The organism is Microbulbifer bruguierae, from assembly GCF_029869925.1.
Lineage (GTDB): Bacteria > Pseudomonadota > Gammaproteobacteria > Pseudomonadales > Cellvibrionaceae > Microbulbifer > Microbulbifer bruguierae.
In genome coordinates this window covers 3464000-3479813 of the sequence record NZ_CP118605.1, presented here as the reverse complement: position 1 = coordinate 3479813, position 15814 = coordinate 3464000, and the positions used below count along the sequence as shown (strand labels likewise).

Genomic DNA, 15814 nt, shown 5'->3' with positions numbered 1-15814 from the left:
TACTTAATTTCACAGGCAGGCGGATGTTGAGAAACGCGCAACGCGTACTCGGGATACGCCTTTATAAAAGGAAGGTCGCGCGGGATGCTCGGCTTAGGTACACCGTCGACGGGCTTGTTGCCGTTGATCGTTGCAGGATTGGTGTGCCGAAGGTTGGGAAGGTATGAACGATCGGGCCCCGGCTTCCGCACTGTATACCGGCGCCCTGCAGTATCGCTGAGGTACCATGTCATATTTCATTCCAGAGCGTCGCAAACGCAAATCTCCGCTGCCGGCCCTATTTCTCGGCAGCCTGTGCGCATTTGCCCTCTATTATGCGTTCACCGCCAACCAGGAAACGGTGCCGGTACTCCCGGAGAATGCCGTGCGTCCGCACCTGGTGAACTGGCTGGAGGACAACCCCGACGCCTGGCCCGCCCAGGACCCGATCTTCAACCCGGTGGCCGTACGCCGCATCTATCGCCGCACCGACTACCGTCTGCTGTGGTTCGACAACTACAGCCTGAGCGATACCGCCAATGACCTGCTCAAACAGCTCACGGCCTCGAGCTCTGGCAATCCCAGCAGCATGGTCGACTACCGCTATCACCTGGGCTATTTCGACCGCACCCTGCGGGACACCCCCCAGCGACTGCAGATGGCTGCGGTACTGGATGTGTTGCTGACCGACGCCTTCATCTCCTACGCCCAGGATACGCAGCTGGACAAACTCACGCCCCAGAGTCCCAAGCAGCACCCGCGCCTGCGTCGCAAAGACATCACCCCGGTAAACCTGACCGAGGGCGGTTTCCAGATGGCCAGCGCCCGTGGTTATACCGCGGATGTGAGGAGCTACCTTGCCGACGCCCGCAGCTATGTCGCCAACGACAGTGGGCGCCAGTATTTCCGCGGCTATAACCGCAGCAGTCCCAACACCCAGTCCGTGGACCGCTCCCGCTACAGTACCCAGAGCCGCGGCCAGGTTTACAGCAGTGGCTCGCGCTATGGCACCAGCCACTCATCCCGCTACTCAAGCCGCAGTTATCCGCAGGCCTATCCCCGAGTAATGCCGCGTTTTCGCAGCCTCGCCGATGAGGGCTCGGGCCTGGCGCCCTCCCATGGCGAGGGCATGTACGTCGAGGAAAACAGCCCCTTCGGCAACGACGCCCAGGCCCTGCGCGAACAACTGGCCCGCTACCGGGATATGGCCAACTCCGGGCGCTGGCGCCCCCTGCCCGCAGGTCCAGCCATGACCCTCGGTGCCAAACATCCCAACGTTGTGCACCTGCGCAATATGCTGGCGCTGTACGGCGACTACTACAGCTACAGTACTGACAACAGCAACAAGTTCGATCAGCGCCTGCACGAAGCGGTACTGCGTTTCCAGGCCCGCCACGGGCTAAAATCCGACGGGATCGTTGGCAAGCAAACCCGTGAACGGCTGAATATTTCCCCCACCGCACGGGCGCATATCATCGAAAACAATATCCGCCGGCGCGAGCAACTGCCCGCCAACCTGGGTGAGCGCTTTGTCCAGGTCAATATCCCGGGATACACCCTCAACTACGTGGAAAGTGACCGTATTAAACTGTCCATGAACGTTGTGGTGGGCAAAAAGATTCACCAGACGCCGGAAATCAATACCCGGGTCGCTCGTGTCGTCTTCAATCCTACCTGGACAGTACCCCGCAGTATTCTGGTCAAAGAGATACTGCCCAAGGCCCGCGCCAACCCCCACGGTATGGAGAACATGGGCTATCGGGTGGTGAATGGCAGCGGTGACTACCTGCCACTGACCGACCAGAACCTGCGCAGCGCGGCCAGCGGCGGCTTCCTCATGCGCCAGAAAGGCGGTGAGCAGAATATTCTCGGTCGGATAAAGTTCGAAATCCCCAACGTGGACGATATCTACCTTCACGACACCCGCGCCAAAAGCCTGTTTGGTCTCACCGACCGCGACTACAGCCACGGTTGCGTGCGCCTCGCCAAACCCCGGCAGCTGGCCGAAGCACTGCTGCGGGACGAACCCGGCGACTGGACCCGCTACCGCATCGAGCAGTTGACCACCGGAGATGAAACCACCGAGGTGAAAATGACCAGTAACGTGAAGGTTTACCTCACCTACTGGACCGCCTGGGTCGACGGCCAGGGCCGCATGCACTTCCGCCCCGACATCTACGGTAAAGACGGCCTCGCGGCCAACCAGTTCAACTGATTGCGGTTCGACTGACCGCCCTTAAATTAACCCCTACTCACTGCCCGCCAACTGCCGGGCGGGCCAACCGCCCGGCAGTTATTCCGAAAGCGTCACAAAGCCCTCCTCCGCATACCCCAATCTTATTTGGCGCCAATCCGGTCACAAGTTACCAATGAGAGGCATATCCGCCCGGAATCACCGCTGACCAACAGCGCACATTCCCCGCGGTGGTTTCGATTGGTATCAGGGGTCTGGCTATGGGCGATGCATCGCGCAATCAACTGGGTAATAAACGGGGTATCCGCTGGGGAATTGGCGCCGCCGTGATTCTTTCCCTGTCTCTGGAAACGGGGGCAGAAACAGGAGCACAGGCACCGGCTAACCCCCCTCAGGAAGCGTCAAACAATGGGGAGGCGAGTGCCAACCCCGGCAAGCCGGCCACCAGAGACAGCTCTCTGCTCGCGACCTACAGCCCATTTACCCCCTACGGCCGCCAATACGCGCTGATGCGTGAAGAGCTCGCCCGTTACCAGGCCCTGAGCCAGGGTGAAAACTGGCAACCACTGCCCGCGGGCCAGCCCCTGGCCCCCGGTGTTCGCGACCCGAGAGTGCGAATATTGCGCAGCCTGCTGATGCAATACGGCGATCTGCCACTGAGTGACGATATGGCCACAGCGGCCCTCGACAGCAGCGCCGCGGCCAACACATCTGCCGCTGACACCTACGACAATCGGGTACGCACCGCCGTCGAGCGCTTTCAGCGTCGCCACGGGCTGCGCGCGGACGGGGTCGTGGACCGGACAACCCGGGAGCACCTGAACACACCGCCAGCACAGCGTCTCGCCACACTGGAAGCCAACCTGACCCGCTGGCAGCAGATCCCCAAGGATTTGGGACCGCGCTATATCCACGTCAATATTCCCGAGTTCACTTTGCGTTTGATGGAAGGCGAGCGGGAGCAATACCGCATGCGTGTGGTGGTGGGCAAAACCAAGCACAAGACACCGCAACTGAGCACCCGCCTTACCCGGGTGATCTTCAATCCCACCTGGACGGTCCCCACCAGCATCGCGGTGCACGAGCTGCTCCCCAAGGGCTCCGCCAATCTCACCGCTGGTGGTTACCGGCTGGTGAATAACCGCGGCAAATCTGTGCCTTTCAGCAGCGGGAATCTGCGCGCCCTGCGCCTGGGCAGTGTGGCCCTGCAGCAGCGCGGCGGCGAAGGCAATGCCCTCGGGCGTTTCAAATTCCTGATCCCCAACCAGCAGGCCATTTTCCTGCACGACACCCAGAAAAAAGAGCTTTTCAGCCGCGGCCAGCGCGCTTTCAGCCATGGCTGTATTCGTCTCGAAAAACCCCAGGAGCTGGCGGAAATCGTACTCGCCAGCCAGGGCCGCCCCGGCCACTGGAGCAATGAAAGACTGACCCGCTATTCCAGCGGCAGCCGCACCCGCTCGGTAGCTCTGGACCAGCCCATTCCTGTACACATCACTTACTGGACCGCCTGGGTGGATGAAGAAGGACTGCTGAATTTCCGCCCCGACGTCTACGGCCTCGACCGCCCCGCTGGAACCAGCGCAGGCAACGCTGACGACGCGAACGACGGTGAGGCAGAGTGACATTTTTTTGGGGGTCCCCATGAGCAGTTACCACAGTGCGCGACAACAGCAACAACCAAACTGCCCGCCCAAAAAGCCGGCGAATTTCAGCACAGCGATTGCGGCACTCGGTTTCTGTGCCCTGCTGCCACTGAGTGAGCTCGCCTTCGGCACTCTGAGGGACGGCGTCCAGGCAGAAGAAAAACCCGCTCAGGAACAGGCACCGGTGGTAGCCGAAGGAAACGAACCTCCAGCGACGGAAACACAACCGGAAGAAAGGGAAGATGCAGATCAAGATACTACCGAAGCCTCAGACCCCGGTGATGGAGAGATAGCAGCACCGGAAGCAGCTGCCAAGACGGAGGAAAACTCTGCAGCGGACTCCAACACCCAAAACGATGCAGGGCGCGCCGACAGCGAGCCAGAACAGACCGCGCAAGACGAAAAACCGAGCCCGCCAATAACAGAACCGGAAAAGCCAGAAAAGCCCGACACAGAAACGCAGGAATCCGCCGGGTCGATAGACACCCGGGGGCCAGAAGTCCCCGAGAAAACGACCGACGAAAAAACGGCTGAGCATACTGCTCCGGGAGAAAAGCCCGACAATGAAACGGCGCAAACAACACCAGAAAAGCCCACCGAGCCCCCCGAAAAAGCCTCAGAAGAACCCGTACAGGGGACACCGGAAAATGCAGCTGCCCATGAACCCAAATCCCATGTCCCCGGGGAAGCCATCGACTTCGCCACCGCCGGCGACGCCCTGCGCGCCCAGGCCGACCACTATCGCCTGCTGGCGCAGCAGTGGCACCCCATCGAAGAGGGCTCGCCCATGCGACCCGGCGATCAGGGACCGCGCGTAGCCCAACTGCGCAACCTGCTGCAGCAGTACGGGGACTACAGTGGCCCCCTCGGCCCGGTCATCCCCATCAGCAACAACCCACAGCAGTTTGGCGCCGCCCTGCAACTGGCGGTGGAGTCCTACCAGCGCCGCCACGGTATGGAGGTAAGCGGCTACGCTGACCGCGCCACCCTCAGAGAGCTGGCGCGCCCCCCGCTGGAGCTGGCACGTCTGCTCGAGCTCAATGCCAAACGCTGGGACAAGCTGCCCTCGGATCCCGGCGAGCGCTATGTGTTTATCAATGTGCCAGATTACCAGCTGCAGTTGATTGATCAGCGCCGGGTCATCCTGTCCATGAAAACCGTGGTCGGCAGGAGCAGCAAACGCACACCGGAAATGACCACAAAGTTGACGTCGGTGGTGTTCAATCCAACTTGGACGGTGCCGCGCAGTATCCTGCTCACCGACCTGTTGCCAAAGGCGCGCAACAATCCCGAGGCGATGCACAAGCGCGGCTACCGGGTGGTGAAGTACGGCTCCAACACCACCACCCCCATCAGCGACGACAGCATCGAGAGCGCTGCCCGCGGCAAAGCCACCTTGCGCCAGATCTCAGGGCCGGGAAACACCCTCGGCCGGGTCAAATTCGTCATCCCCAACAAACAGGCCATTTACCTCCACGACACCCAGGCGCAAAGCCTGTTCGAGCACCGCCACCGGGCTTACAGCCATGGCTGTATCCGTCTTCAACAGCCAGAGGAGCTGGCCTACGCACTGCTCAGCGACCAGGGCTGGGATAGAACCCGAGTGGCTCAGGCAACCACCGGGGATGAATCCATCACCATCAAAGTGAACAAGCCGCCCAAACTGTTCATTGCCTACCTGACCGCCTGGGTGGATTCTATGGGGCGCGTTCAATTTCGCCCGGACATCTACCACCGGGATGAGTGACCCGGACGCTCGTCTCACGACCAAACGCACATCCCGGCACAATTCTCCCTATGAGTTGAGCATCCTGTCCGCCAGCACCCGTCACTTGCCCCGGAACCCGTGACCCTACATTTCCCGAACTTTCGATAACAGCTGCCTATAGCGGCTTCCCAATGTAGGTTTTGTCACCAAATCCTCACCCTCTGGGGACTCAGCCCGGAACCCGAACCAGCGAGTCGCAGAAAAACAAAATTCCATTTGTGACAACGCTGTCATCTATTTTGGTGGGAGTTTTTCGCCCATCTGGGCAAAAAAAATCCCTGTGCCGTAGCACGCTAGAAAAAAATGGCGGGGCTATTTTTTGATCTTTTTGTCATTAAGGCTGCTCGGTTTGTAACCAATGTCTATTTTTTGTACATTGCAGCCATGACGAGAGGCCCCGCACGCCGCTCGAATTTTGAAGCCCATCAAGGCATCACTCACTACTAAACCAAAGGCGGTAACAGGGTATGAAAGAACTTTCCAGACGTAAGTTTTTGGCGGTTTCTGCAGCTACCGCGGCGGCGGTTTCAGCCGGCCCCGCGATGGCCAAAGTAGGCAAGTCGCGCTCCCTCAAAATGCGCAACCTGCACACCGGTGAGCGCCTGAATACTTCCTACTGGGCGGATGGCGATTACGATAGCAGCGGCCTGAAACAGTTCAACCGCCTGCTGCGCGACCACCGCGCCAACGAAGTAACGCGCATGGACCCGAAACTGTTCGACATCGTGTACAAGCTGAAAGAGAAGCTGAACTACAACGGTGAGGTCGAGATTATCTCCGGCTACCGTTCGCCCAAGACCAACGCCAAGCTGCGTGCAGCTGGTCGCGGTGTAGCGCGACGCAGCTACCACACCCGCGGCATGGCTCTGGATATCCGCATGCCGGGTGTCTCCCTGGCCAAGCTGCGCCAGGCGGCGCTGGACCTGAAGGCCGGCGGAGTGGGCTACTACCCGAAGAGCAACTTCGTACACGTCGACACCGGCCCGGTTCGTCGCTGGTAATCAGCGGCAACGGCCGACCACAAAAAACCCAGGCATTGCCTGGGTTTTTTGTGTCTTCCTGAATAAATACGCAGGCACGATTGGCCTTCTTAGATTCCCGCGCAGGTAACCGGCACCGCTACCGCCACGTAATTCGGAACGGATACGCCACTCACTCCGCCGACAACGGCATACTAACCGGGGTCATGTCTTCTTCCCGCGCCGGTACCTGGGTATCGCCGGACATCAGCCCCAACAGAGCCTCGACCTGATGACGACTGCGCTGCAGTTCTGCCGGCGCCGCCAGTTCCATCGGGTCTTCCATTTTCAGCAGCCGCTCTTCCAGTTGTGCAAAGGTCTGTGCCAGTGCAGCGGTCTGGTGCCGGTCCAGCAGCAGATCCGCAAGACCGCCACCGCCCTCCGGTAACCAGCTGACCTGCAGGCTGCGCAGTATCGCCAGCAGCGCCTGTTTGGAGTCCGCTGCGAGACCGCTTTCCACATCGCTCTCAGAGCTTTCCGGCATCCGCGGCAACACCTCATTGCGCAATATATCCACATGGATCATGCGGATCCGCTGCAGGCGTGCAGCAGGGCTCAGGGCCATGAATGGCTGCGACAGATCGTTGGCGGCGAGAGGCAAGCGCGCCGCCAGGCGCGACATATCCTCACTGATACCCTGGGCAATCAGCCGGGTGAGTTCACGGCGACGGTTGGATGCCTGCTGCTCAGGCTGTTCACCGCCTGTGGCCGTGACGAACTGTTCCGCAGCGCGCTCGCTGGTCGGCCCCCACAACATGACTTCGAGGGCGTGGAAGCCGGTACTGGCCTCTTCGTGTGCCGTCAAGCGGTGCTGTTTGCGCAAATTGGCGAGGGTAAGTTCAATGGCCGTATCGTTGACGATACCACTGGCGGAGTAGCCCGGGACCGTATCCAGATAACCCGCTTGGGCGGGCCAGCTGTCCAGGGCCAACTGCAGCTCGCTACCCTGTTGCTGCAAATTCGCCGGCGCAAAGGCCAGCTTGATAAAGGTCAGCGCGCCAGCCAGTTCCCGGTGGGCATCCAGCCACGCCAGTTTGGCCGTTTCCAGATGGTCTTCATTGGGGGATTCCAGCAATTGCACCACCGCGCGGCTGAGGGCCTGAGCCGCAGCCTCGGCATCGATGACCTGGGACTGCCCTCCCTGCCAGTAAGCACTGGCAAAGGCTTCGGCCGCAGCGGCATTGATTGCCTGTACCGGTGCCGAGGGCGCTTCCTGCGCAACGTCGGCGTCATCCGCTACCTTGCGCTCACAACCGGTGCCCGCAAGCAAGGCGCCACACAGCGCCAGCGCCAACAACGATGTCGCCGGCAGAGCTCTGCCTGTGGAACCCTGGGGCTTGTTGACTGCGTATTTCACATGAACTCCCAATACCCTGAACCTGTTTCTCAAAAAACTGCGCTGCCACTTCGGACAGATCAGAGATCCAGTACACTGGCGAACGCTTCCCGCTCACCGCGCAGACTGATCACCTGCCAGCCCCGCTGCAGCGCTTCATCGCGCAGGCGCACATCCGGGTCAACGGCTACCGGGTGCTCCACCTGTTGCAGCAGCGGCAGATCGTTGATGGAGTCACTGTAAAACCACTTTTCTCCGGCTGCGTACTGCGGGTGTTGTTGCAACCACTGCTGCAGGCGCAGGACCTTACCTTCCTGGAAGCAGGGGTGGCCGGCCACCTGGCCGGTGAACTTGCCGTCCACCTCCTCCGGTTCGGTAGCAATCAGGGTATCCACCCCGAGGCGTGCTGCGATGGGGTCCACCACAAAGCGGTTGGTCGCGGTAATGATCATGATATGGTGGCCCGCCTCCCGATGCCGCTGAATCAGAGTCTCGGCGTGGGGCAACCAGATCTCGCTGACGACTTCCTGCATGAATTCCCGCTGCAGGTTCTGCAGCTGGCCGCGGGAGATCTGTGCCAGGGGCTCCAGGGCAAACGCCAGGTACGCGAATATATCCAGCTTCCCGTCCTGATAGTCGCGATAGAAGCGGTCGTTCTCGCTGCGGAAGCGGTCGCCGTCCACACAATCCCGTGCGACCAGAAACTCGCCCCAGGCGTGATCGCTGTCGCCTCCGATCAGGGTGTTGTCCAGGTCAAAGATCGCCAACTGCACAAAAATCTCCTTTATTGAATATAGGGTACTGCTGACGCGCAGCGAGTCCTTTTCACAGATTTCAACGCCGCACCCGCCCCCATAGCCCCACCAACGCCGTGGTTAGCCGCACCCGAAGGCGGAAGATTTTACCCCGGTGTGACCTGGGTTACACGGACGAGCGTCACTGAATTGCCGTATTTCGGCCGCTGTGGAACAATGCGGAACAATATGGTGCGCCCGGCAACAAACAACATAATCGGGCCGCGCCGAAAAATTTGAGGACGGTATTTTGGGCGACGGCAAGCAGACTCCCGCCGGGCGAAAAAAACGCCGCAGACCCGCCAGAAACTCCGCGCGCCAGGAACACTCCGGTGCCGGTAAAAACGCCCGCAACGCGGACGCGGAAAGCACTGGCATCACTTCAGGGAACAGCAGCAATATCGACAGCGAGGGCTTTCGCCCCAACGTCGGTATCATTGTCCTGAACGAGCGCGGCCAGGCCCTCTGGGCGCGCAGGGTTGGCGGCAAAGACGCGTGGCAGTTTCCCCAGGGCGGGATCAACCCCGGTGAAACCCCGGAACAGGCTCTGTATCGAGAGCTGTATGAAGAAATCGGCCTGACCCGAGGGCAGGTCACCCTGCTCGCCGCGACCCGGGGCTGGCTGCGCTATCGCCTGCCGCAGCGGCTGGTGCGCAAGCGCTCCGAGCCGGTGTGTATCGGCCAGAAGCAGAAATGGTATCTGTTGCAGCTGAATGCCGAAGAAAGCAACATCAGTTTCAACAACGGTTACAAACCGGAATTCGATCACTGGCGCTGGGTGAGTTACTGGCACCCTTTGACCAAGGTCGTGACCTTCAAGCGGGAGGTCTACCGGCGCGCACTCACCGAACTCGCGCCCACACAAATACAATTGGAGAGACGCTGGCACAAGCGCGACCAGTAAACCCGGGAAAATAAACCCGGGGCGGCCAATCCCCGCAAAGGAGTGCACAGCTCCAGATTGCCGCCGGTCAGCGCGCCCCCAGCGACGGACGCCGCCAGTGGGCGGTGCCGGATTATCGGCGAGGAAAGCCACTTTGCTCGGATCACTGCGCAGTATCGTTCAGGAAGTCAACGCCGCCCGGGATTTGCCCTCGGTGCTGGACATTATCGTCCGGCGGGTGCGGGAAGATATGCACACCAAGGTGTGCTCGGTTTACCTGCGTGACAAGCAAACCGGCAATTACGTGCTGATGGCCACCCAGGGCCTGAACCAGGACGCGGTGGGGCAGGTGCATCTGGCCCCCGGCGAGGGCCTGGTGGGTAATGTGGCCACCCGCGAAGAGCCCATCAACCTCGAGCACGCCGAAGCCCACCCCGCATTCCAGTATTTCCCCGCCACCGGAGAGGAGCGATTCTCGGCCTTTCTCGGCACCCCCATCATCCACCACCGGGAGGTAATGGGGGTTCTCGTAGTACAGCAGACTGAGCGGCGCCGCTTCGACGAAGGTGAAGAAGCCTTTCTCGTTACCCTCTCCGCACAGCTCGCCGGCGTGATTGCCCACGCCGAGGCCACCGGTGCCCTGGCTAACATGGGCCAGCAGCGCAACGAAGCCAAATTCTCCGGTATCGCCGCATCCCCCGGGGTCGCCATCGGCCGCGCCCATATCGTCGCCCCACCGGCTAATCTGGCCACCGTGCCCTTCGCCTTAAGCACCGATATCGAGGGCGAACTGGCCCTGTTCCACCAGGCGCTGGGCGCCGCCCGCAATGAAATCCGCGAGGTGGGCGAGCGCCTCAAGAATGACCTCAACAAAGAGGAGCGGGCCCTCTTCGACGCCTACATCAGCATGCTCGACGACAGCTCCATCGCCGTCGAAGTATGCGAGCGCATCCGCCAGAAAATCACCGCCGGTCGCGCCTGGGCGGAAGTGATGCTGGAGCATGTGCGACGCTTCGAAGCGATGTCCGACTCCTACTTCCGCGATCGCGCGGCGGATGTGCGCGATCTGGGCGCGCGAGTGCTGGTACACCTTCGCCAGCAGGAGCATGCGCATCGGGACTACCCGGAAAACACCATCCTGGTAGGAGAGGAACTCACTGCCTCGGTACTGGCGGAAGTGCCGCGGGAAAAGCTCGCCGCACTGGTTTCCATCAAGGGCTCCGCCAACAGCCACGTGGCCATCATCGCCCGCGCCATGGGTGTGCCAGCAGTTATGGGGGCCCAGGAATTGCCCTGGGAGCAAATCGACGGCGCGGACCTGGTTCTCGACGGCTACCGCGGCGAGCTGTACATCAACCCAGGGCCGGAGCTCAAACGCCGCTACGACGCCATCGCTGAAGAAGAGCGCGAGCTGGCCCGCAATCTCGATCACCTCGCGAAACTTCCCGGCGAAACCGCCGACGGCCACCGGGTGCGCCTGTGGGTGAATACCGGTCTGATGGCAGACGTGGTGCGCTCCCTGGAGCGCGGTGCTGAGGGCGTGGGCCTGTACCGCACCGAGGTACCCTTCCTGTTGCGGGACCGCTTCCCGTCGGAAGAAGAACAGCGGGAAATCTATCGCGAACAATTGCAGGCCTTCGCCCCGCGCCCGGTCACCATGCGCACCCTGGATATCGGCGGCGACAAGGCTCTCAGCTATTTCCCCATCGAGGAAACCAATCCTTTCCTGGGCTGGCGCGGCATCCGCGTCACCCTCGACCACCCGGAGATTTTCCTTGGCCAGGTGCGGGCGATGATGAAAGCCAGCCTGGGACTCGACAACCTGCGCATCATGCTGCCGATGATCAGCGGTGTGAGTGAACTGGAAGCAGCGCGCAAGCTGGTAGACCGCGCTTACGACGAGCTGCTGGACGAAGGCTATGCCATCCAGCGCCCGCCACTGGGGATCATGGTGGAAGTGCCATCGGCGGTGTATCAGGCGCGGGAGCTGGCGAAACGGGTCGACTTCATGTCTGTGGGCAGTAACGACCTCACCCAGTACCTGCTGGCAGTGGACCGCAATAACAGCCGCGTGGCCGGGGTTTATCACAGCTTCCACCCGGCGGTGATCCAGGCATTACTGCAGGTAGTCACCGCAGGTCACGAGACCAGCACCAAGGTAGGTATCTGTGGCGAGCTCGCCGGCGATCCGGGCGGCGCCATGCTGCTGGTGGCCATGGGCTACGACGTTCTCTCCATGAACGCCACCAACCTGCCACGGGTCAAGGCAGCCCTCAGAGAAGTGAATAAATCGGACCTGGATCGGCTGCTGCAGCAGGTGCTGCAAATGGAAAGCCCGGAGCAGATTGAGGAAAAACTGCGGGGCTACCTGCAGGACCTCGGCATCGGTGGCCTGGTGCAACCACAACGCAAAGAGGCAAGCTCAGATACCTGACAGCCGCGCCGCCACAAGACCACACAAAAAACAAAAACGCCGGGCAATTGCCCGGCGTTTTGTGTGCGGAGAGAGAGAAAACAATCAGTCTTCGTCGCTCTCGGCCTTGTAGGCTTCCGCGTCCAGCAGCTTGTCCAGCTCGCTTTCATCGCTCGGCTTGATACGGAAGAACCAGCCATCGTCGTAAGGGCTGGAGTTGACGGTTTCCGGCTCGTCTTCCAGTGCACCGTTTACCGCAACCACTTCACCGGAAATCGGCGAGTAGATGTCGCTGGCCGCTTTTACCGACTCCACTACACCCGCTTCCTCACCGGCAGTCAGAACCTGACCCACTTCCGGAGTTTCCACATAGACCACGTCACCCAGGGCATCCTGGGCGTGGTCGCTGATGCCGACGGTAACCGTGCCGTCTTCTTCCAGCCGCGCCCACTCGTGGCTGGAGGCGTATTTCAATTCGCTGCGAATCTCGCTCATGGGTATTTCCCTCAAATAAGCTGCTAATCAGTGTATTCAGAATTCAGGCTGATGGGCGACGGCTGCCGCTCACACCAGAGGCTTGCCGTTGCGTACAAAACTTGGTTTCACAACCCGCACCGGGATCAGTTTGTTGCGGATTTCGACCTGTGCCGTATCTCCGACACTCACCGGCACCCGGGCCATGGCAATGGAATAGCCCAGAGTGGGGGAGAAGGTTCCGCTAGTGATGATACCGCGGCGATCTGTGCCGTCTACTACAACCTGCTGGCCCGCGCGCAAAACGCCGCGCTCTTCGAGCACCAGACCCACCAGCTTGTTTTCCACGCCCGCCGCTTTTTCCTGCTCCAGCGCCTCGCGGCCGATAAATTTGCGGCTCTCTGGCTCCCACGCGATGGTCCAGGCCATATTGGCCTGCAGCGGGGAGGTATCGTCATCCATCTCGTGGCCGTACAGGTTCATGCCGGCTTCCAGACGCAAGGTATCGCGGGCACCCAGGCCACAGGGCGCCACGCCGGCATCCGCCAGAGCACGCCAGAAACCCGCCGCATCGTCGTTGTTGAGCATGATTTCGAGGCCGTCTTCACCGGTATAGCCGGTGCGTGCGACAAACCAGTCGCCACGGGCGACACTGTTGAAAACTTTGAGACCGTCAATGGCGGAAGTCCAATCGATGCCCAGCACCACTTTGACCTTTTCGATGGCCTCGGGGCCCTGGATGGCAATCATTGCCAGGTGCGGGCGCTCACACAGGGTCACATCAAAGGCCTTGGCCTGCTCGTTCATCCACGCCAGGTCTTTCTCCCGCGTGGCGCAGTTTACGACTACGCGATAGCCGGGATCCCGCAGGTAGACAATCAGGTCATCCACCACGCCGCCGTTCTCATTGAGCATACCGGTGTACAGCGCCTTGCCCGGATTGCCATCCAGCTTGGCCACGTCGTTGGCCAGCAGGGTCCGCAGGAAGTCGCGCGCGCCTTCTCCGTCCACGTCCACCACGGTCATGTGGGATACGTCGAACATGCCCGCCTCTTTGCGCACCTTGTGGTGCTCTTCCAGCTGTGAACCGTAGTGCAGCGGCATGTCCCAACCACCAAAGTCCACCATTTTGCCACCCATGGCGACGTGGGCATCGTAAAGCGCGGTTTTATTTCCCATTATCTGCAAAATCCTGTGTACTGATTCGATCCCCGTGCAAGCGCCGGGGAGCCCCAAATTTAGCCGCGTATTCTAACGGCCGCCCAGCAGCGGATACCAGACGCCGATACTCTGCAAAGCCTAGCAGCCACAGTGAAAAATTTTCCCCAGGGGGACTTCTTCAGCAGGCTTGATGGCAGCGAATGAATTGGCAGGGCGGCGCCCCATCGTCGGTGTGGCTGCAGCATTTATATGGATATGCAAAAAAAACTCTTTTGGCGCTTTAGGCTTTGCAGTAGCTTAGGTCCCAGTTTATACACGGATAACGAACGCGCTCTATGGATTGGTCCGGCTGGTTTGCCCTTTTTCTCGTCTTCGCCGTACTGGCCACACTGATTTTCACCCGCATCCAGGCGCACCTGGTGATGATGGCCGCGCTCACCCTGTTGAGTGTCAGCGGCATTCTGTCGCCGGAAGAAGCCCTGTCCGGATTCAGTAACAGCGGCCTGATCACCGTGGCTGCGATGTTTGTGGTCGCTGCCGGCATTCACGCCTCCGGTGGTATCGAAATGCTGGTGAAAAGTATTCTGGGCCGCCCCAAGTCGGTACGCTCCGCCATGCTCCGGGTGTTCACACCGGTGGTAGCACTGTCCGGTTACCTCAACAACACACCGGTCGTGGCCACCATGATCCCGGCCCTCAACGCCTGGGCCAAGCGCATTGACGTGGCACCGTCCAAACTGATGATACCCCTCAGTTACGGTGCGATTCTCGGTGGCACCCTGACCCTGATCGGCACCAGTACCAATCTGGTGGTCAACGGCCAGTACCAGGCCATCACCGGCAATGAGGGGTTTTCCCTGTTCTCCATCGCCGCGGTAGGCCTGCCGGCGGCACTGGTCGGTATCGTCTTTATGCTGGTCTTCTTTCCCCGCTGGCTGCCAGACCGCCGCGAGAAAAAACCCTTTGGCAACCTGCGTGAATTCACCCTGGAAGTCGCCGTCGACAGCAGCGGCCCGCTGGTGGGTAAAACGGTGGAAGACGCCGGTCTGCGCGGCCTGCGTCGGGTGTATCTGGTAGAAATTGAGCGCGACAACCGGGCGATCACACCGGTGCGCTCGGAGGAAAAGCTGCGCGGGGGCGATCGCCTGGTATTTGCCGGTGAAACCGAGGCCATTTCCGACCTGCTGCGTATGCGCGGCATAGTCCCCTCGGACCACCACGACGAACCAAGTGCGGGGAAAGCCGGCGTGGAAGAGCGGCGTCTGGTGGAGGCTGTGGTATCCCCTCACTGCGAAGTGCTCGGCCGCAGTATCCGCGACGCCGACTTCCGCAAGCGCTACGGCGCGGCGGTGCTCGCGGTGGCGCGCAACGGGCAACGGGTTTCCGGCAACCTGGGCAGCACCAAACTTAAGGCAGGTGATTCTCTGCTGCTGGAAGCGCGCCCGGGCTTTGCCCTGCGCCAGCGCTACAGCAAGGACTTCCTGCTGATCAATGACCTGGAAGCGGAGAGCCCGCGCCATGAAAAAGGCCTCACCGCCTGGCTGATCCTGATCGCGATTGTGTTGGCGGCCGGCAGTGGGCTGATCAGTATGCTGAATGCCTCACTGATTGGTGCCGGTGCCATGCTGGTAACCCGCTGTTGCTCCGTCAACCAGGCGCAGAAAAGTCTCGACCTGCCGGTACTGATCACCATCGCCGCCTCTTTCGCTCTCGGCGTCGCACTGCAGAAAACCGGCGTCGCCGCGACGGTGGCGGAAACCGTAATCGCGTTCTCCTACGGACACCCCTGGTTGATGCTGGTGCTGATTTACCTGTGTGTTTCCCTGCTCACGGAGATGGTCACCAACAACGCCGCGGCCATCATCATGGTGCCCATCGCGCTGCAGATTACCGGTAGTGCCGGCCTCAATCCGGAACCCTTCATGTTCGCGGTGATGATGGCGGCCTCCGCCAGCTTTGCCACACCACTGGGCTACCAGACCAACCTGATGGTCTACGGCCCCGGCGGCTACCGTTTTTCCGATTACCTGAAGGTCGGCATTCCCATGAACCTCCTGGTAGGCGGTGTCACTATCGCCATTTTGTTGACCGGCTGGGATCTTCAGTTGAACCGCTAATTTTTACTGGCACGAAGGGGTGGCTGGCGGTAT

11 protein-coding genes are annotated in these 15814 nt (G+C 60.8%); 7 read left to right on the top strand and 4 right to left on the bottom strand.

Annotation, left to right across the window (positions count from 1 at the left end; all coding sequences use genetic code 11):
• The first annotated feature begins 226 nt into the window (after positions 1 to 226).
• The 4 genes from PVT68_RS14400 to PVT68_RS14385 all read left to right on the top strand — a co-directional run bounded on the left by PVT68_RS14400 (position 227) and on the right by PVT68_RS14385 (position 6585).
• On the top strand, positions 227 to 2194 hold the full coding sequence (locus PVT68_RS14400) for a L,D-transpeptidase family protein (RefSeq protein WP_280319191.1): 1968 nt from the start codon (positions 227 to 229) through the stop codon (positions 2192 to 2194).
• Positions 2195 to 2433: 239 nt separating this feature from the next.
• A complete protein-coding gene (locus tag PVT68_RS14395) occupies positions 2434 to 3795 on the top strand; it encodes a L,D-transpeptidase family protein (RefSeq protein WP_280319189.1) in 1362 nt (453 codons plus the stop codon).
• Positions 3796 to 3814: 19 nt separating this feature from the next.
• A complete protein-coding gene (locus PVT68_RS14390) occupies positions 3815 to 5563 on the top strand; it encodes a L,D-transpeptidase family protein (protein ID WP_280319187.1) in 1749 nt (582 codons plus the stop codon).
• A gap of 488 nt (positions 5564 to 6051) precedes the next feature.
• Positions 6052 to 6585, top strand: a complete 534-nt coding sequence (locus tag PVT68_RS14385) for a DUF882 domain-containing protein (protein WP_280319185.1) — start codon at positions 6052 to 6054, stop codon at positions 6583 to 6585.
• Between the two features lie 151 nt (positions 6586 to 6736).
• Here the strand turns inward: PVT68_RS14385 and PVT68_RS14380 are convergent, their stop codons facing one another.
• Complete coding sequence (locus tag PVT68_RS14380; RefSeq protein ID WP_280319184.1) at positions 6737 to 7960, bottom strand: imelysin family protein; 1224 nt, start codon at positions 7958 to 7960, stop codon at positions 6737 to 6739.
• Between the two features lie 59 nt (positions 7961 to 8019).
• Complete coding sequence (locus PVT68_RS14375; RefSeq protein ID WP_280319182.1) at positions 8020 to 8712, bottom strand: histidinol-phosphatase; 693 nt, start codon at positions 8710 to 8712, stop codon at positions 8020 to 8022.
• Between the two features lie 271 nt (positions 8713 to 8983).
• On the opposite strand from PVT68_RS14375, the gene rppH reads away from it, so the two are divergent.
• Together rppH and ptsP are read left to right on the top strand one after the other, a co-directional pair.
• Entirely contained in the window at positions 8984 to 9637 is a 654-nt protein-coding gene (gene rppH / locus PVT68_RS14370; protein ID WP_328517451.1) for an RNA pyrophosphohydrolase, read from the top strand.
• 133 nt (positions 9638 to 9770) lie between these two features.
• Positions 9771 to 12050, top strand: coding sequence for a phosphoenolpyruvate--protein phosphotransferase (ptsP, locus tag PVT68_RS14365; protein WP_280319180.1), 2280 nt, complete (start codon positions 9771 to 9773; stop codon positions 12048 to 12050).
• A gap of 84 nt (positions 12051 to 12134) precedes the next feature.
• Here the strand turns inward: ptsP and gcvH are convergent, their stop codons facing one another.
• Positions 12135 to 12524, bottom strand: a complete 390-nt coding sequence (gene gcvH, locus PVT68_RS14360; protein ID WP_280319178.1) for a glycine cleavage system protein GcvH — start codon at positions 12522 to 12524, stop codon at positions 12135 to 12137.
• A 69-nt stretch (positions 12525 to 12593) separates the two neighbouring features.
• Positions 12594 to 13682, bottom strand: a complete 1089-nt coding sequence (gene gcvT / locus PVT68_RS14355) for a glycine cleavage system aminomethyltransferase GcvT (RefSeq protein WP_280319176.1) — start codon at positions 13680 to 13682, stop codon at positions 12594 to 12596.
• A 317-nt stretch (positions 13683 to 13999) separates the two neighbouring features.
• Between gcvT and PVT68_RS14350 the strand changes: the two genes are divergently transcribed.
• Positions 14000 to 15781 (top strand): SLC13 family permease, encoded by a 1782-nt coding sequence (locus tag PVT68_RS14350; RefSeq protein WP_280319175.1) that lies wholly within the window; start codon positions 14000 to 14002, stop codon positions 15779 to 15781.
• Positions 15782 to 15814 lie beyond the last annotated feature (33 nt).

Coding starts and splice junctions, on each gene's coding strand:
- gcvT (WP_280319176.1), bottom strand. CDS start 13,682: ATGGGAAATAAAACCGCGCTTTACGATGCCCACGTCGCCATGGGTGGC.
- gcvH (WP_280319178.1), bottom strand. CDS start 12,524: ATGAGCGAGATTCGCAGCGAATTGAAATACGCCTCCAGCCACGAGTGG.
- PVT68_RS14350 (WP_280319175.1), top strand. CDS start 14,000: ATGGATTGGTCCGGCTGGTTTGCCCTTTTTCTCGTCTTCGCCGTACTG.
- PVT68_RS14390 (WP_280319187.1), top strand. CDS start 3,815: ATGAGCAGTTACCACAGTGCGCGACAACAGCAACAACCAAACTGCCCG.
- PVT68_RS14395 (WP_280319189.1), top strand. CDS start 2,434: ATGGGCGATGCATCGCGCAATCAACTGGGTAATAAACGGGGTATCCGC.
- PVT68_RS14385 (WP_280319185.1), top strand. CDS start 6,052: ATGAAAGAACTTTCCAGACGTAAGTTTTTGGCGGTTTCTGCAGCTACC.
- PVT68_RS14400 (WP_280319191.1), top strand. CDS start 227: ATGTCATATTTCATTCCAGAGCGTCGCAAACGCAAATCTCCGCTGCCG.